The sequence below is a fragment of the Pseudoprimorskyibacter insulae genome (genome assembly GCF_900302505.1).
Lineage (GTDB): Bacteria > Pseudomonadota > Alphaproteobacteria > Rhodobacterales > Rhodobacteraceae > Pseudoprimorskyibacter > Pseudoprimorskyibacter insulae.
Genome location: NZ_OMOJ01000001.1, coordinates 759,751 through 784,515, shown reverse-complemented (window position 1 = coordinate 784,515; position 24,765 = coordinate 759,751). Strand labels below are relative to the sequence as shown.

The following is a 24,765-nucleotide window of genomic DNA, read 5'->3' as shown; positions in this document are numbered from 1 at the left end:
ATTCACGGCAATAACGACATCAGAGTCTTTCAAAAATGACTTATACAACTGTTGCACCTTACAACACCGACCCGAATTTCATCGTCAACGGCAGCCGGACCTATTCCCGGCTGTTCCGCATTGATGACAACGCCGTCGTCGCAGATGGGGCCAATATTTCGGCCTACGACGATGAAGGTCAGGTGTTCACCGCCCGCAAATATGCCGATGACAGCGGGCTCGGTCTGGGCGAGCTGATCACCTACCACGTCTATGACAACGGCGATGGCACGATGAACGTCTACTACCAAGTGGGCGACGCAGATCCGCTGCCGAAGGTCTATACCAACTGGGTGGTCAAGCTGGACATCGAAACCGGGGCCGAAGTGGCGGCCCCTGTTCAAATCACCTCGGGCGCATTCAGCCGGACAGATCAGTCCATGCTGGATTTCTCCTACAACCTACCCGATGGCCGGATTGCGCTGATAAAAACGACCTCCTCGATGGCGGCGGCGGAATTTTCGATCGTCAATGCTGAAGGGGAGGTTCTGGCCTCAAACCCTGGGAGCTTGAACGGCCTTGGCCAATTGCCGGGGATCAGCCTGCACCAAGGCTATGACATCACCGTGGTCGGCGACAAAATCGCCGTGGCCTTCACCACCACCAACGGCGGTGCCCCGCGCCAGACCTACATGCAGTTCTTTGATGGCACGACCGCCGAAAAGGTCGGCAATCGCATTTCGGTCAGCCATGGCGAGTCCTCGAAATTCGGGGTCGCGCTGGGGGTTGAGGTTGAGACGCTGTCGAACGGCAATGTGGTTATCGCATGGGCCGATGCCGGATCGCAAAGCACCGATACCGATGGCGGGTCGGTCTGGTTCAAGATCTATGACGCCTCGGGCAATATCGTCGTGGATTCGACCATTGTGAATGAAAACACCGCCGGAACGCAGGACAAGCCCCGCCTTGTCGCCACCGAAAGCGGGTTCATCGTCGGCTTCCACGCCTTTGAATTCAGCCCGGCGTTCAAGAACGAAGGCCGGTTTCAGGAGTTCGACAACGACGGCGCGCGGCTTGGCACGGTTGAGGCCGGGCTTTCGACCAATGGTCAGTTCCTGCGCACCGACAACAACACCGCCCTGCTGATCGACTTTCAGGTCCGAGAGTTCGAATTAGAGGGTGCGGATACCACGCTGGATGTGGCCCGCCCGGTGACCCCGGTCAACAAGACCGGCACCGATGCCGCCGAGGAACTGGTCGGCACGTCGGCCTCCGATACGCTCAATGGTGCGGGCGGCAATGACACGCTGCGCGGTCTGGATGGGGCCGATACGCTGATCGGCGGCGCGGGCGATGACTTTATCTTTGGCGGCAGCACTGCCGACGACATCCGCGACGTGATCTATGGCGGCGATGGCAATGACAGCATCGACGGCGGCTACGGCAATGACGAACTGCGCGGGGATGCCGGGGATGACTCCATCGAAGGTGGCTATGGTGTGGACACGGTCATTGGCGGGGATGGCAACGACGTGCTGACCGGGTCGGCGTGGTCAGATCAGATCTTTGGCGGCAACGGGAACGACTTCATCAACGGCGGCTTTGGGTTTGACCGGGTGAACGGCGGACTGGGGGCTGATAAGTTCTATCACACCAACGCCGCCGGTCACGGCAGTGACTGGATTCAGGACTATAACGCAGCGGAAGGCGACGTGCTGTTCTTTGGCGGCGGCGCGGCCACCAAGGCCGATTTCCTTGTCCAGCGGGCCACCACGGCGAATGCCGGTGATGCGGGCGTGCAAGAGGTGTTCATCACCCACCTGCCCTCGGGCAACCTGCTTTGGGCGCTGGTGGATGGCGACGGGCAAAGCAGCTTGAACGTATTGGCCGCCGGTCAGACCTTCGATCTGCTGGCATAACCCTTTGGCGGGCCTCCGCCGGGGGCCCGCACCACGCCGCAAAAGGCTTGCCCGATCCCGCCGCACGCTTAAGATGAATGGCACTTTTCAGTCACTCATTGGATCAAGCATATGGCGCAGATTACGGGGACCACCGGAAATGACGACGGCGGCGCACTGGCCGCATTGATCGGCACCGATGACGGCGACAGCATCAGCGGGCTGCTCGGCGATGACCGGATCGAAGGCGGCGGCGGGAATGACACACTGTCGGGCGATCTGGGCATAGATACGGTTCTGGGCGGCGATGGCGACGACTGGATCCTGCACCGGTATCAAGCGACCGGCGACAGCCTTGATGGCGGCAGCGGCAATGACACGCTGTTTCTATATGTCGACACGGCCCAATCCGGCGACACCATCGACCTGACCGCCGGCAGCTACACGGGGTTTGAACACTTCGAGTTGGACACCTCGACTGCCACCGAGCTAATGCTGTTGGTCACCACGGAATTTCTGTCGCAGTTCACATCCTTCGGGCGCATGGATCAGTTGGTCATCGTTGACGGCGGCACGCTGGATTTCACCGGGGTCAGCTTTGCCGAAGGGACCACTGGGAAGATCTCTACGTTGTGGCACAATCTGCTGATCACCCATGACGATTACTTCGACTTCTCAGGGACGGGGATCGACTGGATTGTAGCGCCCGGGTTCGGTAGCGACACAGTGATCGGCGGCAGCGGCAATGACATCCTGAGTGGAAGCGGCGACAAAACACTCATCGGCAATGACGGTGACGATACAATCACTGTCGTAGTCAACGGATCTTTTATTGATGCCGGTGCCGGAAATGACGAAGTACTAGTCATCGGTTCCGGCAGCGAAACAACATCTGTCTTTCTTGGGGCCGGCGATGATTTGTTCAGAGGAGTCTATGTCGGTAGGGAGATACCAGCATTAGTTGTCGACGGTGGCGAAGGACGAGACGTCTTTAGCGTAACCGGAGAGTTGGAAAATTGGACAATCACCGAATTTGAGGTGCTTCAGTCAGACTATGTAAAGCTGACCACCGCCCAATTCGCGCAGTTCGACGAATTCAACGGAGCACGGGTTCTTGCCCAAGCCGACGCGGGCACAGTTGATTTGACCGGCAAAGTACAGAACGTAACAGCAACCAAGATCGACTACTCCGCCAGCGATGGCGCGGATGTCTTGCTTTGGAACGATGCGACGGTTGGTCTGAACGTGCTGATGGGCGGCGGCAATGACAGCGCCTACACCGGGCGAGGCAATGACACGGTGGCCGGCGGCGATGGCGATGACACGCTTGAGGCGGGCGACGGTGCCGATACGCTCAATGGCGACACTGGCAATGACGTGCTGATCGGCGGCAGTTCGGCGGATGACCTGCGCGATGTGTTCTACGCGGGCGACGGCAATGACTTTGGCGACGGCGGCTATGGCAACGACCTGTTCTATGGCGGCGCGGGCAATGACACCTTTGTCGGCGGGTTCGGCGCGGACGAAATCTTGGGCCAAGACGGCGACGACCAGTTGACCGGGCAGGCCCTGTCGGACCTGATCTTTGGCGGCACTGGGGATGACTTTATCAACGGTGGTTTCGGCTTTGACCGGCTGAACGGCGGCACCGGCGCGGATAAGTTCTTTCACCAAGGCGCGGCCGGGCATGGCAGCGACTGGATTCAGGATTACAACGCCGCCGAGGGCGATGTGCTGTTTTACGGCGGTGCGGCGACCAAGGATGATTTCCTTGTCCAGACCGCCAGCACAACCGGCGCAGGAAGTGCCGAGGTGGACGAGGTCTTTATCACGCATATCAACACCGGCGTGCTGCTTTGGGCGCTTGTGGATGGGGCGGATCAGGCATCATTGCTTGTCAAGGCAGGCAATTCTGAAATTGATCTGCTGGCTTGAATGTGTCCAAAATGGGGCAGTTGAAACCAATCCTTTCAGAGTCTCGCCATGTCCAGCCCGATTACCGCCACCCAAACCACTGGCAAATTTGACTATTACCAGTTTGACCTGTCCGGCTTTGTCCTGACCGTCCACCCGTCTACCGTTGTTCCGACGGCCAGCAACTGGCAATTCGCCATGTGGGATGACGCCGGGACCCAAGTTTTCGATTACAAGGACATTGGCGATAAGGCCGAGTTCAAAGACATCTCGGACCTGTGGCACGTGCGCGACGACGGCAATGGGGCCTTCACGCTGTTTTACCTCAGCGATCATCTGTCCAGCCGCACGCCGGTCATGCAGTCGTTCAATGCCAGCGGCGAGGCGCTGAGCACGACAACGATTTCCCTGCCGACGCGCATCCTTGATTTCGGCACGGTGCAGGTAGAACAGAAGATCCTAGAGGCCTTTGCCGATGCCGAGGATCTGGGCAATGGCCGTGTGGCGGCGTTCAACCACGATGGCGTGCTGGGGACGGAACATAACCTGGTGATCTACAACGCCGACGGCAGCATCGACAAACATATCATGTGGGATGCCACGGTCACCGGCACTGGCGCCGGGGCGGTCATTGGCAAGGATTTGGCCCTGTCGGGCAACAACCTGTTCGCCTTTCACATGAACACCGGCATCACCACGGACGAAGACTATGAGGTCTATGGCCGCGTCGTGGCCTCGGACGGCAATTTCGTCACCAGTGAATTCCGCGTCTCAAACGGCGAACATGTGCGCGGCACTTACGGCTTTGGCAGCGGCGATGTGGTTGCCGAAAAGCTGACCGATGGCAAGGTCGTGGTGGCTTGGGTCTCCAGCAAGACGGGCGTCAGCGAAACCGGCACCTTGGACATCTGGTACGCGATGTACAATGCCGACGGCACCCTGTTCGCCGGGGAACGCATGGCCAATATCGGCCAAGAGGCCCAGCAACAGGGCATGCCCAAGATCCATGCGCTGGCGGATGGCAGCTTTGCCATTACCTACAACAGCGACGACTATGTCACCTATGAAAACACCGGTGTCTTGCAGTGCTTTGACGCCAGCGGCGACCCGGTCGGCGATGCGATCAAGGCCCTGCCCCGCTTTACCATGGCCGACCGCAGCGTGATCTTTGAAAACGGATTTGGCTATATCGCCGATAGCGGCGGCCATCTTTACACGGTCGAACTGCCCGTATCGGGCGGCGGAACCGGTGGCGGCGTATCCACCACCCCCAGCGCGGGCGCGGACTCGCTCACTGGGACTGCCGGGAATGACAAGATCGACGGGCTTGCGGGCAATGACACGATCAACGGGCTGGATGGGTCCGATACGCTGATCGGCGGCGCGGGCGATGATTTCATCTTCGGCGGCAACTCGGCCAATGACCTGCGCGACGTGGTTTACGGTGGCGACGGGAACGACAGCATCGACGGCAGCTACGGCAACGATGAACTGCGCGGCGATGCGGGCGATGACACGATCGAAGGCGGCTTTGGCGTCGATCAGGTGATCGGCGGCGCGGGCAATGACGTGCTGACCGGCTCGGCCTATTCCGACCTGATCTTTGGCGGCGATGGGAATGACTTCATCAACGGCGGCTTTGGCTTTGACCGGGTGAATGGCGGGCTAGGTGCAGATAAGTTCTATCACATCGGCAATGTCGGCCACGGCAGCGACTGGATTCAGGACTACAACGCCGCCGAAGGCGACGTGCTGTTCTATGGCGGCGGGTCCGCCTCCAAGGCCGATTTCCTGTTGCAACGCGCCACCACCGCCAGCGCGGGCGCCGATGGGGTCAACGAGGTGTTCATCACCCACAAACCCAGCGGCGTCTTGCTCTGGGCGCTGGTGGATGGAGACGCCCAAAGCAGCCTGAATGTCAAAGTCGGCGCCAATATCTTCGACCTGCTGGCCTGATCCTACCGACCCAGCGCAAAGCTGATGCCCATCGCGGTTTCGGCCTTGCGCTTGCCATCGCTATAGGCGGTGCCCGTGCCGCCCAGATAGGCGGTGATGCCTTCGCCGGGCAGATCATGTTCCAGGCGCAGCCCCGCATAGCCAAGCTGCGCGGAATGGACCAAATCGGCAGGCACGTTCAGCACCGCCGATTGCACCCGCGCCTTGATCCGGGTGCGCGCAATCCCGCCCCCGCCCGACACCACAACCCGCGTCCGCCCGCGTTGCCATAGCCGGTGTTCAAGCCCCGCCCGCAGATCGGTGCCGCGGCTGTCAAACCCGATGGTCACCGGATCGACAAACACCCCAAGCCCCGCAGGCAGCTTGTAGACCGACCGCCCGGCGGAATAGCCGACCGAGGCCACCAAATCCGTGCGCGGCGCAACTGGTCGATGCATCGACAATGCCAGCGTTCGACGCCCAGATTCGACCAAATGAACCGGCTTTCCCGGCTTCGGTTCCAGCGCCTTGCCAGAAATGATCGAACTGCCACCAGATCCGCCACCGCCAAGAAATCCAATGCGTGCCGCATCCAATGCAGAGCCATGCAAAATTGATGTATCTGGTCCAAAATCCACCCTTGCGCGGAGCGCCTCATCGGCGCAGCCTGCAGTCAAAAGTAGAAATAGTAACCCTTTGATATGCAAAAACTTCAACCGGCGGACTCCTGCCATCTAATACGTTTCTCAGATTGCCAGCTACTACACATAGGGATAAGGTCTTCACCATTGTTAAAATCTGCTAATTTTAGGAGGCAGACATGAGCACCGTGACGCTAAATAACAGGCTCTTTACCGAAATGGCTACAGATCTGAATAACTTCAGTCTGTACAATCAATTGGACTATCAGACCCAATTGGATCAGGCAGGCCAGCTGCTGGACACTCTGGACATGTCCAGCCCGACCGCCATCAGCTCAACCGGCATCACTTGGCAGAACGGCGCATTGGTCTTGTCGCTGACGGGTCTGAACCTGACCCCCGTCGCCACCGCCCAAGAGTTCCTTGAAGCGATTGACAATGGTATCGCGACCGGCACGATCTCGAGCCTGAGCATGACGCTGAATGGCACGGAAATTCTGAATGCCAACCTTGGGATCACTGGTCTTTCGATCGACTCGGGCAATCAGAACCTGTCGTTCAACGGCACCCTGCCGACTTCGCTGGAGCAGCTGTTCGACCTGATCGGCATGCTGTTCGCGGTGAACGATTACTACCTGATGGACCAAAGCAGCCTCAGCGACCTGATCAACGGTCTGAGCGCGTATGGCCTCAGCTCCATCATCCTGTCGGAACTGGGCGAACATCTGGTGTCGCTGGAAATCGGCAACGGCAATTTCTTGCAGCTGTTTATGGACGGCTACACGCTGACCGCTGAGGGTGAGTTCAGTTCGAACCTTGGCACGATGCTGGACCTGATCAATCAGGTCGAAAAGGCCGGCTATGATGCGTCCGCCGTCAGCGGGATCGACCTGACCGGCTTCACCCTGACCAACGCAAGCGGCATCAGCCTGCTGGACGTTGACGGCAGCCCGCTGGAACCCGGTCTTGCTAGCCTGACCGGCACCGCGACCGATGGCGACGATTTGATCTATGTCGAAGACTTCGCAGCCATCATTTCGCTGTTTGACCCGGATCCGGGCGCACCGGCCATGCAGGCCAACCTAAGCGCGGGCGCAGGCAATGACGATGTCTACCTGACCGGCGAAGACGTCTACTGGTCGACCTTTGATTTCACCAACGATGGCGGGCTGATTGAGGCCGTGATCGACGGTGGCGCAGGCTATGACTTCTTCGGCTTCGAACAGTACGAAGACTTCTTCCTGACCGACAGCTATGTCAGCATCGACCTTGAAACCGGCTATGTCTTTCAGGCGGATGTCAGCAATCAAGAGCTGCTGATCGACTTCTACATTCAGAACTTCGAAGAAGTCGCTGTACGCGGGCACTTCGGCGTTGTTGACGTGGCGGGCACTTCTGGCGATGACGTGTTCGGCATTTCGACGTTCAACGACGCGTTTGGCAACTGCATCCCCCACGAAGTCTACTTTGACGGCGGCGAAGGCACGGACGTGTTCAGCCTGTTCGAAGCGGCCTTCTACTCGCCGATCTCGTCGGGCTTCATCACGCCTGCCCTGGCGTCGACGATGTTCGACATCTCGGTCAACAGCTTTGGCGAAGTCGTTCTGACCGATAGCAGCAACTGGGATCGTCCGGTGCAGATCTTCCTCAATGATGTGGAAGTCATCCGCCTGACTTCAGAAACCAACAATTCGCAATATGCCGATATCGCAGTTGCCGATCTGATCACCAGCACCCCGCTGGACGGCACCAGCTTTGGCGACACGCTGACCGGCACGCAGTTCGATGACACGATTGACGGTCTTGGCGGCGATGACTTCATCTACGGCTTTTCGGGCAATGACCGTCTGGATGGCGGCGATGACAATGACAGCATCGAAGGCGGCAATGGCGCCGACACGCTGATCGGCGGCAACGGCAATGACACCATCAAAGGTGGCGAAGACGAAGGCGATCTGCGCGACATCGTCTATGGCGGCAATGGCAATGACAGCATCGACGGCGGCTACGGCAACGATGAGCTGCGCGGCGATGGCGGCGATGACAGCATCGAAGGCGGCTATGGTGTGGATACCGTGATCGGCGGCGACGGCAACGACGTGCTGACCGGGTCGGCTTGGTCCGATCTGATCTTCGGCGGCAATGGCAACGATTTCATCAACGGGGGCTTCGGCTTTGACCGGGTGAACGGCGGCGCGGGTGCGGATAAGTTCTTCCACACCGGCAATGCAGGCCATGGGTCGGACTGGATTCAGGACTATGATGCCTCGCAAGGCGATGTGCTGTTCTACGGTGCAGCGGCGTCCAAGTCGGATTTCCTTGTCCAACGGGCGACCACAACCAGTGCCGGTTCCGACGCAGTGCAAGAGGTGTTCATCACCCACAAGGCGTCCAACGTCCTGCTTTGGGCGCTGGTCGATGGCGATGCCCAGACGAGCCTGAACGTGCAGGCAGGTGGACAGGTGTTCGACCTGCTGGCCTAATCGCTTCATTCGCGACAACCAAATCCAAGGGCAGCCCACGCGGCTGCCCTTTTACTTTGCCCTTGTCATCGCGGGGCCACGAAATATCATGGAATTCCTTACTTGCAGGACGCTAAGTCCGCCAAATAACACTAGTCGACCAGGTGCATTGTATTCGCGCCACCTTAGACCACGACACTTTATTCGATGCGCAGGAAACGGCGCCACATACGGAGATTTCAAATATGACCATCACTCCTGGTAGTGAATTCGTTCTCGGATCCATCCCCAGCATTCTGGGCAGCCTAGGAGCTTATCCCGTAGCGGCGACATTGAAAGACGGGACCGTCGCTTTGGTCTGGGCCGAGAACAACTGGTTCGACGGCGATCAGTTCGGCGACACCAGCCTTTGGGGCCGTATTCTGAACGCCGATGGCACCAGCAAGGTCGAACCGTTCCGTATTCAATCCGATGAAACTGGCGCCCAAGGCAAGGCCCATGTGGTCGCCCTGTCCGATGGCGGGTTCATGGTCAGCTGGGTGCGTGCGCATCTGATCGACGGGGGCGTCGACGAAGACGTGTTTGTCCGCAGCTTCGACGCCACAGGCGCCGCACGCGGGACGGAACAGACGTTTGCCTCGGTCGATCTGGAGGTTCCGGTGAATGCCGATCCGGGCACCTACAACGATCACGCGAACAACACCCTGCTTGGCCTGTCGGGCGGCGGCGCAATCGTCGGCTGGACCCATCGCGGCAGCGATACGACTTGGGCGCGGACCGTTGGCAATGATGGCGTAACGCTGGGCGAGCCGGTGCAAATTTTCAACACCGACCATGTCTCGTTGCAGTTTGCGCAGCTGACGAATGGCGATGTGGTGATGTTGCGCTATGCGGGCGACCGCACGGGCGTGCACATCCGCCTGTCTGGCCCGGATATCAGCAGCGCCCCGGCGGGTGTTGCAGGCGCAACCGGCCCGGTTGAGGTGTATAACGACCCTGCGGACGGCGATGCGGTCATTACATCGCAATACGTGACCGCCCTGCCCGGCGGCGGCTTTGCGGCGGTCTACAAATACGACCCCGACATTCGCTATGACGAAGCCGAATACATCAATGTCGACCGTTTCGACGCCACCGGCACCTTGGTCACCCGGTCGCAGATCGCGCTAGGTCACGACCAGATCACCAGCCCGACCTTCCACGTCGCGGGCCTGTCCGGCGACCGCGTGATGGTCGCTTGGCAAGAGGCCTCGGCCTATAAAGACATCGACCTTTTCGCGCAGATCGTGAATGCCGATGGCACCTTGGACAACAAGGTTCAGATCCACGATGCCGATACGGGCATCAAATACGTCGGCGGGCTGGCCGTGCTGGACAGCGGCGACGTGCTGGCGGTGTTCGCCGAAGGCTCAAACCAGCCCATCGACGGTAAGATCGACCTGCTTCATGGCCGTATCTTTGACATCTCGCCCGCCCCGGCCGATGCGCCTGTCTCGAAAACCGGGACCGACGGCAATGACGTGCTGCAAGGCGGGTCGGGCAATGACAACCTCAATGGCGCGGGCGGCAATGACACGATCCGCGGCATGGACGGGTCTGACACGCTGATCGGCGGCGCGGGCGATGACTTTATCTTTGGCGGCAGCACCGCCGACGACATCCGCGACGTTGTCTATGGCGGCGATGGCAATGACAGCATCGACGGCGGCTACGGCAATGACGAGCTGCGCGGGGATGCCGGGGATGACTCCATTGAAGGTGGCTATGGTGTGGACACGGTCATTGGCGGGGATGGCAACGACGTGCTGACCGGGTCGGCGTGGTCGGATCAGATCTTTGGCGGCAACGGGAATGACTTCATCAACGGTGGGTTTGGCTTTGACCGGGTGAACGGCGGCGCAGGCGCGGATAAGTTCTATCACACCAACGCCGCAGGCCACGGGTCAGACTGGATTCAGGACTATAACGCAGCCGAGGGCGACGTGCTGTTCTTTGGCGGCGGCGCGGCGACCAAGTCACAGTTCCTTGTTCAACGCGCCAGCACGGCCTCGGCCGGGGATGCGGGCGTGCAGGAGGTGTTCATCACCCATATCCCATCGGGCAACCTGCTTTGGGCGTTGGTGGATGGCGACGCACAAACCAGCCTGAACGTGCTTGCAGGCGGGCAGACCTTCGATCTGCTGGCGTAACAAAACAGGCCAAAGGGCGTGCGCAGCCCTTTGGCCATTGCCTATCATTTGGGCGAATAGAAAACTCCCTATTTGAGCTGAGAGCCGCACTTTTCCATGTGAAAATCGCCGGAATAATTGGTACGATTGACCAAATGATTTTACATATGGGGATTTTCGATGGCCGTTATCAACGGAACCACCGGCAATGATATACTAACCGGCACCAGCGGCGATGATACGATCACGCCGCTTTCCAACACCAGCTATGACCGGATCATCGGCAGCTTGGGCAATGACACAATTGACTTCACCGGGGCCAACTCCAACAGCTTTTATGAGCTCTATTACCACGATTTCGGCGCCGCTATTCAGGTCACCATCAACGATCTGACGAACACCGGCACCATCACATCGGGCGCGATGACGGATACACTGGTCAATGTGTCCGCCGCCTTGGTCGATGGGATCTATATTGAAGGCACGTCCTTTGGTGACACCTTTGATATGGTTTTGGGGAACAACGGCTATTTCAACCTCGTGCCCGGCGATGGCGTGGATTCCATCAGCTTTAACGCCGATGACAATGTGCGGATCAAGTACCGTGGCACGTCGCTGGAACAGGCCAATCAGGGGCTTGTCATCAATCTGGCGACGGGCGTTGTGTCGAACGACGGTTTCGGCAATGTCGAACAGCTGAATTATCGCGGTGGCACGGGCCAGGTCGAAATTCAGGCCACCGATTTCAACGACAGCATCCTTGGCAGCGACCGCGACGAAAGCTTTATCACCGAACGCGGCAATGACACGGTGGATGGCGCAGGCGGGTATGACCGCATCCGTTATGACCGCAGCGGATCAACGGGGATCGTGGCCGATCTGACCAAAGGCACGATTGAGAAAGTCTGGGACGGCCAGACATTTACCGATACCATTTCGAATATCGAGTATATCAACGGCTCAAACTTCAATGACACGATGATTGGGGATGGCACGACGACGCTGTTTGGCGATGGCGGCGACGACCTGATCCAATCTGGTGCCGGGCGCGAATTCTTATATGGCGGCAATGGCGATGACACCATTGACGCCTCGGCCGGGGACCGCACGACCGAAGGCATTGGCGATTATATTGCCCCCTACTACGGTACCGACGCCATCATCGGGAACGCCGATCTGTGGGCCTCGGGCAATGGGATTGATGTCACCTACTATCACATCTCGGGCGCGGGCGGTGTCACTGTCACGCGGGGGGCCAATGGCGGAACGACAACGGTCGTGTCTGGTACGAATGGCCTTATCAACGACACGATTACCTATCTGCACCAGATCACTGGCACAGCAGATGATGACACGTTCATCGGGTCCAGCACCGAAAGTTCCGGCATCTCGATCTGGGCGGGGTATAAGGGCAATGACACGATCACCGGCGGGTCGTGGTCAGATGGGATTTTCTACCGGTTCGACGATGTCCTGACCGGGATTGACGTCACCTTCACCGCGATTGGCACAGGCACGGCGCAAGATGGGTTCGGCGGCACCGATACCTTCACCGGGATCGAAGGCGTCGTTGGCAGCTACCTCGCCGATAAAGTCACCGGCTCTGACGGGGTTGAGCGGTTTTTGGGCGAAGACGGCAATGACACCCTGACCGGCAACGGCGGCAATGACACGCTGGAAGGCGGGCTTGGCGGCGACACGCTTGTGGGCGGCGACGGCGATGATTTCCTGTTCGGCGGCGAAATGGACGACGACCTGACCGACGACATCCGCGACGTGATCTATGGCGGCGATGGCAATGACAGCATCGACGGCGGTTATGGCAATGACGAACTGCGCGGGGATGCCGGGGATGACTCCATCGAAGGCGGCTATGGCGTCGACACGGTCATTGGCGGCGACGGCAACGACGTGCTGACCGGGTCGGCGTGGTCGGATCAGATCTTTGGCGGCAACGGCAACGACTTCATCAACGGTGGGTTTGGGTTTGACCGGGTGAACGGCGGGCTTGGCGCGGATAAGTTCTATCACACCAACGCAGCAGGCCACGGGTCCGACTGGATTCAGGACTACAACGCAGCCGAGGGCGACGTGCTGTTCTTTGGCGGCGGCGCGGCGACCAAGGCCGATTTCCTAGTTCAACGCGCCAGCACCCCCGACGCGGGCAGCGCAGCCGTGCAAGAGGTGTTCATCACCCACCTGCCCTCGGGCAACCTGCTTTGGGCGCTGGTGGATGGCGACGGGCAAAGCAGCTTGAACGTATTGGCCGCCGGTCAGACCTTCGATCTGCTGGCGTAGACAATAACCGCCGGGACTTTGTGATTGGACAGAATCCCGCAACTATGAGACCATTTCGGGGCGCTGCGGCATTTTCAGCGGCGCCCCAAATCAATTTTTGAACCCGTCATAACTAGGATCTGGTCATGCCTTGGACTGGTATTTTCTCTCGGAACACGTCTGATTTCTTTCGCGCCCTCGAAGGGTATTTCTACGTCGAAAACGCCAACCTTGGCTTCTCGCGCCCGATCCGGGTTGTGTCGGCCACGGCCAACCAAATCGTGCTGCGCGACTTTGGCCTGCTGGGGGAATTGACGATCAATGGCGCGGGTCTGACCTTTACCTTGCGCGATGACCTTCCGGGCGGGGTCAAAGGGTTTCCGCAACTGACCGGCGGGACGATCACGTCATTCACGGTCAGGTTCAACGCCGAATTGGACATGCTGACTTCGGCACTGGCATTGGCCAACAACAATGCCGAACGGGCGCAAATCCAAAACGAAATCAACAAGGTACTGGCCGAAACCAATGCGCAATTGGCCGCAGAAGCAGCTGGCCAGACGCCAACGACAAACCACTTGGCCGCCAATGCGGTGGTCGTGCCGACCCAAGCCATTTCGGCGGCACAGCTGGGCACAGCGGCGGTCAGCAGTTTCATGACCGGTTCGAAAGTGCCAATGCGCGACTACCTGAACCAGTTCACCGTCAATTTCGCCGGCCCCGGCGCGCCGGGCGGGATCTTGGGGCAAGGGTTTGATCTGGTGGGCTTTGACGGCGCAGATACGCTGACCGGCGGGCCGGGCAATGACCTATTCGTCGGCAATGGCGGCAATGACACCATGGATGGCGGCGGCGGCGGCGTTGACATCTATGAGGGCGGCGCGGGCAATGATGTCTACATCTTGGGCGCAGGGCGCGATGCGGTCACCGACAGCGGCCCGGTCAACGAATTCGACATCATCTCATACCAGCGGGCGACATCGGGCGTTCAGGTCAAGCTGGAACAGGATGTCACCTTCCCCGGCACCGGTTTTGCCGCGCAGGATACCTTTGGCGGGATCGAGGGCGTGGTCGGGTCGGATTTCAACGACCTGATCCTTGGCCGCACCATCGTTATGGGCGATCTGTCGTCGGATTTTCTGTCCGGCGGCGCGGGTGATGACACCCTGCTGGGCGGTGAAGGCAGCGATACGCTTGTGGGCGGCCCCGGCTTTGACCTGCTGGACGGTGGCGGCAACCAATCCACGCTTGGCAACGCTGGCGCGGGGGATACGGCGGTCTATTCCGCCGGGCCGAATGACGTGCATTTCTTTAACTCGCAGAACGGGTTGCTGGTTGCCACCCCGCGCGGCGGCGTGGACCTTGTAACCGGGATCGAGCTGTTTAGCTTTGCGGGGCAGATTTTCACCCTGAACCAGTTGAGCCTGTCGAATGCCCTGTTGAACATCGGCACGGCGCAGGCCGATAGCCTTGGCGGGAACGCCGGGTTTGACCTGCTTTACGGGCGCGACGGCAATGACACCCTGCGCGGCGAAGGCGGCACAGATATCCTTGACGGCGGGCTGGGCGATGACAGCCTGAACGGCGGCGACGGGGTTGATACGCTGTCGGGCGGCGACGGGGCTGATACCATTGTCGGCGGCGGCGGGGATGATTTCATCTTCGGCGGCGACACCTCGCATGACCTGCGCGACGTGGTTTACGGCGGCGATGGCAATGACAGCATCGACGGTGGCTATGGCAATGACGAACTGCGGGGCGATGCCGGCGATGACAGCATTGAGGGCGGTTTTGGCGTCGATATCGTCATTGGCGGGGATGGCAATGATGTGCTGACCGGCAGCGCTTGGTCGGACCAGATCTTCGGTGGCAACGGCAATGACTTCATCAACGGCGGCTTTGGCTTTGACCGGGTGAACGGTGGACTAGGTGCCGATAAGTTCTATCACACCAATGCCGCAGGCCACGGGTCCGACTGGATTCAGGACTATAACGCCGGTGAAGGCGATGTTCTGTTCTATGGCGGCGGGGCTGCCAGTAAGGCCGATTTCCTTGTGCAACGCGCCAGCACCGCCAGCGCAGGCGACGCCCGCGTGCAAGAGGTGTTCATCACCCATAAGCCAAGCGGCAACCTGCTTTGGGCTTTGGTTGATGGCGACGGGCAAAGCAGCCTGAACGTACTGGCAGGCGGGCAGACCTTCGATCTGCTGGCATAGCCCAGGGGGCCGCGCAAAAGGTCATATAGTATTATTGATATGCGTCATGGCGCCAATTGGTCCGGTCGTGGGACAATAGTCCGCAACTGGAAAGGGCTGACTCATGACTATTCAATACAGCTTTGACGCACATCTCTTCATTCAGCGCATGAATGCAGACTGGTCCGAAGTGACCTTCGACTATCAAACTGGCACCGTTTCGGTGGACGTGCCAGACGATCAAACCTCGTTCACGATCATGCCCTATGGCGGGATTGATCAGGATGATCTGGACGGCGTCACCCTGAACTATCTGGATCGGTCCATCCCGATTGATCCCGGCTCGCCCATTGGGATTTACAAGGTCACCCATTCGGGCGGGCTGGTGACCGATGTCCTGTTTATGGACGTGCACCGCTATGACGGCGGCGGCAATCTGAACGGGTTCGATGATATCTACGTTGCAATCGGCGGCGACCCCCTGCCCGATTTCGCGGATGCCGACGCGTTCAACGCTTGGACCCAAAACTCCACCGGGTGGTGGACCCCGATCGAGACCGGGCCATATGCACCCGGCAGCACCGTGTCTTGGGAAGACTTCGATATTGATACGCCGATCTACGGCACCGATGGGGCCGACCGGCTGGAGGGCACCAACCAATCCGACACGATCTACGCACAAGATGGCGCAGATACGGTGATTGGCTTGGATGGTGATGACTTCATTTATGGCGGTCGCACCACAGAAGACCTGCGCGACGTGATCTACGGCGGCGCGGGCAATGACAGCATCGACGGCGGCTATGGCAATGACGAATTGCGCGGCGACGCTGGCGATGACAGCATCGAAGGCGGTTATGGCGTCGATCTGGTGATTGGCGGGGATGGCAACGATGTGCTGACCGGGTCTGCGTGGTCCGACCAGATCTTTGGCGGCAACGGCAATGACTTCATCAACGGTGGGTTTGGCTTTGACCGGGTGAACGGCGGGCTTGGTGCCGATAAGTTCTATCACACCGGCAATGTCGGCCACGGGTCGGACTGGATTCAGGATTATGACGCCGCGCAAGGCGACGTGCTGTTCTACGGGGCTGCGGCCACCAAGGGTGATTTCCTTGTTCAGCGGGCAACCACCGCGTCGGCGGGGGCGGCGGATGTCCAAGAGGTGTTCATCACCCACAAAGCCAGCGGCGTACTGCTTTGGGCGCTGATCGACGGGGATGCCCAAGCGTCGCTGAACGTGATGTCCAACGGGCTGACCTTCGACCTGCTGGCCTAACCCTAGTCTGCGTCTGGTCCCGCCCCATCGGCGGTTGGGGCCAGACGATCAATCAACAGCCCCATGACCCGAAAGAACGTGTCCTGATCCGCTTGGGGCACGCCTTCGAACAATTCGGCATGCACCACGTTAATATCGGCGCGAACTTGGGCAACCAGTGCCTCGCCCTCAGCGGTCAGGGTCAGCGCATTCAGTCGGCGGTCGCTGTCTTGGCGGCGACGTTCCAACAAACCGCGCGCCTCCAAGGCCTTAACCAGCTTTGTTACGGCGGATTTCTTCAGCGTGACAGAGGCGGCCAGATCGTTCTGCGACACGCCAGGGTTCAGCCAGATGATCGACATCACGCCAATCACCCCCGCCTCAACGTCCAGTTTATCGCGGATCGCCTGCCCTTTAGGCCGCAGCAAAGCCTGAAGGTTGCGCACCATGAACGGCAGATCCTGCGCCAGCGGACCCAGGCGGACACGTGCATCATTATCTTGGCTGGCTTGGCTCACACCGGATCCTTTGGTTCAGAGTTTTGCCAAGAATGGTTTCCACAATTAACGAAAATCAACCCCTAAGATGCAAAACATGATTGACAGAATCCGATATTAGTTAATCATGTGAACTATCAAGAGGCTCAGATTTGCCGGGGCCCCGGCAGTGAAAAGGCCCAGACCACCCCGGCAACGCCCGGCACAGTCATACCTTTAGGGAGGAGACCATGAAGGATTTCTTGAAAACCACCGCCATGGCGGCGCTGTTTGTTGGCGCGGCGGGCATGGCACTGGCAACCGAATTGCGCCTGTCGGTGGAAACACCGCCGGGCCATGTTCGCAACCTGGCCGCCGAAAAATGGGCCGAGGCGATTGCCACCCGCTCGGGCGGCGATATCACCGTCAACGTTTTCCCGGCGGCGCAACTTTATAAGTCGGCTGATGCGATCCGGGCGCTGGCCTCGGGTGCGCTGGATCTGTCGATCCAAGCCTCGCCGACCCTCAGCCGGTTTGAGCCGAACCTGAGCGTGATCACCCTGCCGATGTTCTTTGGCGCCACCCGCGACGATGTGCGCGGCATTCTGGACGGCCCCTTGGGCGATGAGCTGTGGGGCATGGTCGAAAAGAAAGGCATCGTTATTCCCGATGGCGGGCATTTCGAATTCGCGCCCAACAACTCGGCCTATACGGCGGGCAAAGTGGTGGCCACCTATGGCGATCTGGCAGGCGTGAAGCTGGCAACGCCACCGTCGCCCGTTGTGGTTGCCATCATGAAGGAACTGGGTGCCGCCCCGCAGGCAACGCCGCGGTCTGAAATCGTGCTGCAATTGACCCAAGGCCAAATTGACGGGCTGGGGTCGGTCACCGATCTGACAATCAAAGGCGGCAAGCTTTGGGAGGCCGGGATCGACAACGCCTTTGCCGATAACGCAGGCTGGGGCGTCTATATCCCGCTGGCCTCCAAGGCGGCGCTGGCCAAGCTGTCGGACGAAGACCGTGCAACCGTTCTGGCCGCATGGGGTGACGTGGTTGGCTGGGCGCGGGATTATTCCGCACAAGAGCTGGCCGATGCCCGTAAAGTCAACGAAGACAACGGCGTAACTTATCACGACCCGTCCGAAGATGACATCACGGCCATGCGGGCCAAGATGATCGCAGCGCAGGACAAGATCGTTGCCGATGGCGGCATGGATGCCGATTACGTGGCGCGCGTTTCGGCCGCGCTGAACGGAAACTGAACCCAAGGCGGGGCCGCCTTGGCCCCGCCGACACATTGGGCATGACATGATCTCGAAAATACAAACCTATTGGACCCGCCTGGAAACCTTTCTGGTGGGGGTGCTGATCCTTGGCGCGTTGCTGGTTTTTCTGGGCGGTGCGGCGGTGCGGGCCTTTGCCCCGATCTATGCCGTTGACTGGGCCGAAGAGGTGGCGCTTTACGGAATTATCTGGGCCACCGTCTTATGCGGATCGTCGCTCGTGGCGGAAGGCCGGCACATCTACACCGAGGTGTTTGTCGCAGCCCTGCCCGCCCCGGTCCGCAATGGTCTGGGCTGGGCGATGACCGCGCTGGCCGTAGGCTTTTGCGCCGCGATGCTATTTTACGGCAAGCAAGCCTTTGATTTCGCCCTGTTGCTGGATGAGCGGTCGGCCTCGTCGCTGCGGGTTCAGCAAGGCTATGCCGTGTTTCTTGCCCTGCCCGTTGGCATGGCGCTGATCTTGGGCCGCGTGGGCTTGATGCTGCTGGACGGGCAGCGCCCCTTCGGAAGCCCAACCGACGCCGAGGGGCACTGACATGGACGCACTTATCGGACTATTGGGCATGCTGGCGCTGATGGCGCTTGGTGCGCCGATCTTTGTCTCGCTCGGGGCCACCGCGCTGGTGATGATCGCCTTCGAGGGTCGCCCTCTGATGGATGCCGCCGCCCATTCGATCAACGGGATCAATTCAACCACCTTTCTGGCCGTGCCGTTCTTTGTTCTGGCCGCGACCTTCATGCAAAAGGGCGGCATCGCCCGCATTATCATCGAGGCCGCCGAGACTTGGGTCGGCCATATGCGCGGGGGGCTGGGGCTGGTCGCCGTGATCGCGACCACGCTGTTTGCCGCGATTTCCGGGTCATCGGTTGTCACCGCCATGGCCATGGGCACCTTCCTGATCCCGGCTATGGTGGCACGGGGCTATGACCGGCCCTTTGCGCTGGGTCTGGTGGGCGCATCGGGGACAATGGGCATCCTGATCCCGCCATCGCTGTCGATGATCCTTTACGGCCTGATTGCCGAACTGTCGGTACCGCGCCTGTTTCTGGCGGGGGTTCTGCCCGGCCTGCTACAGGCGGTGATGCTGGGCCTTTGGGTGATCTTCTATTCGCGCCGCAAGGGCTATGCCTCGGCCAACCGGGCCACCCGGTCTGAATTCATCTCAAAGAACCTGCGTGCGCTGCCTGCGGTGGCCATTCCGCTATCGGTCTTTGCCGGGATCTATTCGGGCTACACCACCGTGACCGAAAGCGCGGGCGTGGCCGCCGTGGCATCGGTTTTGGTGGCGATGTTGGTCTACCGCGAAGTGCGCCCGCAGGATCTGTTCAAAATGGCGACCGAGGGGATGAAATCGGCCAGTGCCGTGACCTTCATCGTCATGTTCGCCCTGCTGTTTGCCCATTGGATCACCGGATCGGGCATCCCGACGGCCTTGGTCAATCTGGCCATCGCACTGGACCTTGAAGCGTGGCAGTTCCTGCTGGCGCTGAACATCCTGATGATCATCCTTGGCATGTTTCTGGATGCCGTCGCGGTGATGCTGATCGTCACGCCCATCGTTCTGCCGGTGCTGTCACAGTTGAACATCGACCCTGTCCATTTTGGTATCGTGCTGATCGTCAATATGGAGATCGCCTTCCTGACGCCGCCAATCGGGCTGAACCTGTTCGTTCTGTCCTCGATCGCCAAGGCCCCAATGTCTGAGGCCGTGCGCGGGATGTTGCCCTTCGTGGCGCTGATGGCCGTGTTCTTGATCCTTATTACCTATATCCCGGAGATTTCGCTTTGGCTTCCGACATTACTGATGAACTGAAACCGGATTGGGATCCGATTGGCGATGCCGAACTGGCCGACTACCCCGCCGCGCATGAGCGCCTGCGCAGCGCGGCGCCGGTGGCTTGGTCAAACAGGTGGGGCGGGTTCTATACCCTGATGCGTTACGCCGATGTGGTGGCCGCAAGCCGCGACCCCGAAACCTTTACCGCAACGCGCATGACGGTCATCCCGTCCAGCCCGCGCAAAGGACTGCCGCGCCTGCCCTTGCAAAAAGACCCGCCCGAAAGCGACCGATATCGCAAGGGGCTGAACCTGTTTTTCAAGGAAAACAAGATCCGCACCTATGAGCCGGCCCTGCGCGCCCTGTCGGAGCGGCTGTTCGCGGATCTTCTGGCGCAGGACGGCCCGATTGATTTCGCCCGCCAGTTCGCCGAGCCGTTTACCCAAGGGGCCTTGGGCATTCTGATCGGGCTGGATGAGGCCGAGGCGCATGAGGTCGGACGCCTGAGCCACGAATACGTCGAGGCCGTACAATCCGAGGATCTGCCCCGCGCGGGTGGCCTCAGCCGTCAGGTCGACGAATTCGCCGTGCGCTTGGTGGAAAACCGCCAGACCGCGCCGCGCGACCCTGAGACCGATATCGTCACCGGTCTGATGGGCTATGAGGCCGAGGGCGGGCGTTATACCGCTGAGGAGCTGTCCGGCATGGTGCGGCTGATGCTGATCGGCGGACATGTGGTGCCGCGCAATTTCCTGTGCTCGGTCGCGTGGCACATGGCCACCCACCCCGATCACCTTGCCCGGCGGCGCGATGACCCCGCGCTGGAAAAACCGCTGATCGAAGAGCTGTTGCGGTTCTATTCCTCAAACCAAGCGTTGGTGCGGGTGGCGACCAAGGACACCGCGATTGGCGATACGCCCATTCACCAAGGCTGCCCGGTCGCGTTGAACTTTCTGTCGGCCAACCGCGATGCGGATGTGTTTGACGATCCCATGTCCTTTGTCCCCGACCGCAAGCCGAACCGGCACGTGGCCTTTGGCATCGGCCCGCATATGTGTCTGGGCGTGGCCATGGCCAAACTGCAAACGCGTATCACGCTGGACACGCTACTATCGGCGCCGAAATTGGCGCTGCATGGCGATGCGGTTTGGGCGCGTTGGACGGAATACGGGGTTACGTCGCTGCGTCTGACGCTGCGCTGACCGGTTCCACCGGGATCATATCGACCTGTTGCAAGGTGCTGTGCGATCCGGCGGATCGCATCGCGCCTTTCACCGGGGCCACGTCGGAATAATCGCGGCCATAGGCGACCACCACATGGTCGCCCGCCACGTCGATGGCGTTGGTTGGATCAAACTCATGCCAGCCTGCATCTTTCCCGCACCATGCCCGCACCCAAGCATGCATGGCATCGGCCCCTTCCAGTCGCGGTTGGCCTTCGGGCGGCTCGGTCCGCAGGAACCCCGACACATAGCCCGCCGGAATGCCCAGACTGCGCAGGGCGGCAATGGCCACATGCGTAAAGTCCTGACAAACGCCGCGCCGGGCCTCAAACGCCTCGGCCGGGGATGTGCTGACATCCGTCGCCTCGGCATCAAAGGCAAAGGCGTCATGAATGGCGTTGCTGACCGCCCGCGCGGCGTCCAGCGCGGACATATCCGGCTGCACCACCTCCTGCGCGAAACCGGCTATCGCCGGTTCATACGGGATGCGCGGCGAAGGCCCCAGAAAGTGATGCGGCGCGTCCGGCGACAGGCTGGCCACCGCCGCCACCTCTTGGCCGATGCCCTGCCACGGCCCGGACAGATCCAGCCCGCGATCCGCGATCAGCCGTTCAACCCGGCCTTTGAACTTGAATTCCACCTCGCTCAGCGCGTCTTGGTGGGCCATTTCGACCAGCGGATTGCCGTAGAAATCCAGCCTGTCACGTCGCGCGAACGGGACCGGGTTGCAGTCAATCAAGCCTTGAATCATGCGCTGATCCGGCGCTTGGCGGGGCTGCATCCGCAGGATGGTGCGGGCGCTGGCGGCTGGGGTGGCGTATCGGTAAATGATCCGAAGCGTGATATCGTACAGCATGGCGCCCTAGCTGAAATAGCGGCGCGTCAGCGCGTCTGAGATCTGGATCAAGGATTGGAAGATCGCAGCAAACCGATCCGCCGTCAGGTCTTGTGGCTGGGCCACGGCCAAATCGGTGCGTAGTTGCAGGATCAGTCGTGCGGCCTCATCCGCCGGGCGCTGAGCGTCCTCGCCTGCCAGCTTGGCCTCTTCATCTTGGATGCGCTGCACCTGAAACACCAAAGATCGCGGGTTGTCCAAATCCAGCGCCATAAGGTCGATCACGGTATTGCGGTTGGTTTCCACCGAATAGCGGCGGCGATGGGTCATGACGCTATCGCCCAGCTCTACCGCCACATCATAGCCGCCATAGGGGGCTTCGGGGGCGGCGAATACCTCGAGCAGCGATGTGATCTGCTGCGCCCGTTCCAAGGCGCGGCCAATGGTCAGGCAGCGCCACCCGTCCGAGCGGAACATGTTTTCATGCACCAAGCCCGAGAACCCGCCGATCTTACGCAGCAACACCCCCATGGCAGATGCCGCATCATCGCCGGGCTGGACACGGGTGGCGAAATCCTTGGCGGTATTTTCCAGATCTTTCAGCGCGTTCCAGCCATCTTGCGAAAACCGGTCACGCACCTTTCCGGCATTGTCGCGGGCCAGCGCGAACAGGTCAAGCAACCCGTCGGGCATGCCCTGATCGGGGGACAGGCCGCGCGGTTCCATATACTGGCGCAGGCTTTCAACCAGTGGCAGCGCGTCCGGCCCGAACGTATCCAACCGCCGGTGAAAGGCGCGGGCAAGGCGCACGCCCGCCTCGGCGCGTTCGACATTCCGGCCCAGCCAGAACAGATTGTCCGCCGCCCGCGCAGGCAAGGCACCCGGTTGGTGGCGAACGAATGCGCCCGTGGGCGGGGCATTGAGGGTGTCCATCTTGACCGGCCTGTCAGACACCACCCACACATCCGCGACCGACCCGCCCGACTGCATGGCCAAGGCCGTTGGATCTTCGGTCGCGCCGATGCGAGCATAGCCGCCGGGCATCACCGTCCAACCATCCGGCGTGCGGGCGGCATAGACCCGTAGCACCATCGGGCGCGGCGCAAGGCGGCCATCGACCATGGCGGGCGTGGTCGATAGCGACACGGCCTCTTGCCCGACAAGCTGCGGACCATTGCGCGACAGCCAGTCATCGACCGGCCCGGTTTGATCGTCCATCGCCCGCCCCCCCAGAACAGTGCCGGTGTCCATGTCAAAGGGCAACCGGGTGGATAGCGCGGGGCCAATCAACATCCGCTCCAAATTCTTGCGAACGTAATCCTGTTCCTTGGTCTGCCCGCACCACCATGTCGCGATATTGGGCAGGATCAGCGGCGCATCCATCAGCGCCTCGCAGATCTTGGGCAAAAAGGCCAACATCGCGCGGGTTTCCAGCACGCCCGAGCCAAGGCAATTGACCATGTTCAACGCCCCGGTGCGCAGCGCCGACACCATGCCGGGCGTTCCCAGCGCCGAGGTTTCATCCAGTTCCAGCGGATCGGCAAAGCGGCTGTCCAGACGCCGCCACAGCACGCTGATCGGCTCCGACCCGTCGGTGGTACGCACCTGCAATTGCCCATCGATGACCGACAGGTCTTCGCATTCCAGCAGCATGAACCCCAGATAGCTGGCGATATAGGCGTGTTCGAAATAGGTGTCCGTATGCTGGCCCGGCGTCAGAATGCCCACGCGCCCTTGCCCATTGGTGCGCAGCCCCAGCAGCGCATCGCGGAAATGCCGGAAAAATCCCGCCAGCCGCAGCACATTGGCATCGGACAACGCCTCTCGGAAGACGCGGGTGGCCGCGACCCGGTTTTCAAGCGCAAAGCCCGCGCCGGATGGGGCCTGCGTCCGGTCGCCCAGAACGAACCAGCTGCCATCCGGAGACCGGCCCAATTCCAACGCGATGAAATGCAGATGATGCCCCGATGGTGGCGTCACCCCCACCAAGGGGCGCAGCCATTCGGGATTTTGCGCGACCAATTCGGGCGGCAACAATCCCCGCTCGATCAAGGTGGCAGGCCCGTAAAGATCCGCCATGACCTTTTCCAGCAATTCGGCCCGTTGGACGATGCCTGCGGTCAGGTTGGCCCAGTCATTCGCGCCGATGATCACCGGGATATGGCTGAGGGGCCAATCCCGCTCGACCGAGCCTTCAGCGGAATATTTGCGGTAATACACGCCCTCGTCATGCAGGTATTGATCGCCTCGGGCAAAGGCTGCGTCCCGACCTTCGGGCGATTGCGCGGCCAGATGTTGCAAGAACCCCTGCCACACCGGGCGCAGCTGACCATTGGCCTGCAAAAGCTCATCGGCCACGCCCTTTGGGGGGGCGTAGCCATCAATCAAGGTCAGGACGGGGTCGTCCTGCGGGGTCGGTTCATTCTGAGACATGTCCCCACGG

General features: G+C 60.5%; 16 protein-coding genes. 12 read left to right on the top strand and 4 right to left on the bottom strand.

Going from position 1 to position 24,765, the window contains the following annotated elements; genetic code table 11:
* The first annotated feature begins 35 nt into the window (after positions 1–35).
* The 3 genes from PRI8871_RS03985 to PRI8871_RS03975 all read left to right on the top strand — a co-directional run bounded on the left by PRI8871_RS03985 (position 36) and on the right by PRI8871_RS03975 (position 5,747).
* On the top strand, positions 36–1,898 hold the full coding sequence (locus PRI8871_RS03985) for a calcium-binding protein (RefSeq protein WP_108884871.1): 1,863 nt from the start codon (positions 36–38) through the stop codon (positions 1,896–1,898).
* Positions 1,899–2,009: 111 nt separating this feature from the next.
* Positions 2,010–3,812 (top strand): calcium-binding protein, encoded by a 1,803-nt coding sequence (locus tag PRI8871_RS03980; RefSeq protein ID WP_108884870.1) that lies wholly within the window; start codon positions 2,010–2,012, stop codon positions 3,810–3,812.
* Between the two features lie 48 nt (positions 3,813–3,860).
* The gene (locus tag PRI8871_RS03975) at positions 3,861–5,747 is read left to right on the top strand and encodes a calcium-binding protein (protein ID WP_108884869.1); all 1,887 of its coding nucleotides are present in this window, start codon (positions 3,861–3,863) and stop codon (positions 5,745–5,747) included.
* Positions 5,748–5,749: 2 nt separating this feature from the next.
* Here the strand turns inward: PRI8871_RS03975 and PRI8871_RS03970 are convergent, their stop codons facing one another.
* The gene (locus PRI8871_RS03970; RefSeq protein ID WP_146188647.1) at positions 5,750–6,184 is read right to left on the bottom strand and encodes a hypothetical protein; all 435 of its coding nucleotides are present in this window, start codon (positions 6,182–6,184) and stop codon (positions 5,750–5,752) included.
* A gap of 362 nt (positions 6,185–6,546) precedes the next feature.
* On the opposite strand from PRI8871_RS03970, the gene PRI8871_RS03965 reads away from it, so the two are divergent.
* The 5 genes from PRI8871_RS03965 to PRI8871_RS03945 all read left to right on the top strand — a co-directional run bounded on the left by PRI8871_RS03965 (position 6,547) and on the right by PRI8871_RS03945 (position 16,748).
* Complete coding sequence (locus tag PRI8871_RS03965) at positions 6,547–8,850, top strand: calcium-binding protein (protein ID WP_245897761.1); 2,304 nt, start codon at positions 6,547–6,549, stop codon at positions 8,848–8,850.
* 224 nt (positions 8,851–9,074) lie between these two features.
* Positions 9,075–11,018, top strand: a complete 1,944-nt coding sequence (locus tag PRI8871_RS03960) for a calcium-binding protein (RefSeq protein WP_108884867.1) — start codon at positions 9,075–9,077, stop codon at positions 11,016–11,018.
* A 159-nt stretch (positions 11,019–11,177) separates the two neighbouring features.
* Entirely contained in the window at positions 11,178–13,295 is a 2,118-nt protein-coding gene (locus PRI8871_RS03955; RefSeq protein ID WP_108884866.1) for a calcium-binding protein, read from the top strand.
* 125 nt (positions 13,296–13,420) lie between these two features.
* Positions 13,421–15,490 (top strand): calcium-binding protein, encoded by a 2,070-nt coding sequence (locus PRI8871_RS03950; RefSeq protein ID WP_108884865.1) that lies wholly within the window; start codon positions 13,421–13,423, stop codon positions 15,488–15,490.
* 103 nt (positions 15,491–15,593) lie between these two features.
* Entirely contained in the window at positions 15,594–16,748 is a 1,155-nt protein-coding gene (locus PRI8871_RS03945; protein ID WP_108884864.1) for a calcium-binding protein, read from the top strand.
* Between the two features lie 2 nt (positions 16,749–16,750).
* On the opposite strand, the gene PRI8871_RS03940 is transcribed toward PRI8871_RS03945, so the two are convergent.
* A complete protein-coding gene (locus PRI8871_RS03940) occupies positions 16,751–17,245 on the bottom strand; it encodes a MarR family winged helix-turn-helix transcriptional regulator (RefSeq protein WP_245897760.1) in 495 nt (164 codons plus the stop codon).
* Between the two features lie 209 nt (positions 17,246–17,454).
* On the opposite strand from PRI8871_RS03940, the gene dctP reads away from it, so the two are divergent.
* The 4 genes from dctP to PRI8871_RS03920 are packed head-to-tail and all read left to right on the top strand — an operon-like array spanning position 17,455 to position 21,466.
* On the top strand, positions 17,455–18,465 hold the full coding sequence (gene dctP / locus PRI8871_RS03935; protein ID WP_108884863.1) for a TRAP transporter substrate-binding protein DctP: 1,011 nt from the start codon (positions 17,455–17,457) through the stop codon (positions 18,463–18,465).
* A gap of 46 nt (positions 18,466–18,511) precedes the next feature.
* Positions 18,512–19,021 carry a TRAP transporter small permease gene (locus tag PRI8871_RS03930; RefSeq protein ID WP_108884862.1) on the top strand — a complete coding sequence of 170 codons (510 nt, stop codon included), beginning with the start codon at positions 18,512–18,514 and terminating at the stop codon, positions 19,019–19,021.
* Position 19,022: 1 nt separating this feature from the next.
* The gene (locus PRI8871_RS03925; protein WP_108884861.1) at positions 19,023–20,300 is read left to right on the top strand and encodes a TRAP transporter large permease; all 1,278 of its coding nucleotides are present in this window, start codon (positions 19,023–19,025) and stop codon (positions 20,298–20,300) included.
* Positions 20,273–21,466 (top strand): cytochrome P450, encoded by a 1,194-nt coding sequence (locus PRI8871_RS03920; protein ID WP_108884860.1) that lies wholly within the window; start codon positions 20,273–20,275, stop codon positions 21,464–21,466. The genes PRI8871_RS03925 and PRI8871_RS03920 overlap by 28 nt, the downstream gene beginning before the upstream one ends.
* On the opposite strand, the gene PRI8871_RS03915 is transcribed toward PRI8871_RS03920, so the two are convergent.
* On the bottom strand, positions 21,438–22,343 hold the full coding sequence (locus PRI8871_RS03915; protein WP_108884859.1) for a transglutaminase family protein: 906 nt from the start codon (positions 22,341–22,343) through the stop codon (positions 21,438–21,440). The two genes, PRI8871_RS03920 and PRI8871_RS03915, sit on opposite strands and share 29 nt — an antisense overlap.
* Positions 22,344–22,349: 6 nt before the next feature.
* A complete protein-coding gene (locus PRI8871_RS03910) occupies positions 22,350–24,755 on the bottom strand; it encodes a circularly permuted type 2 ATP-grasp protein (RefSeq protein WP_108884858.1) in 2,406 nt (801 codons plus the stop codon).
* Positions 24,756–24,765: the final 10 nt, after the last annotated feature.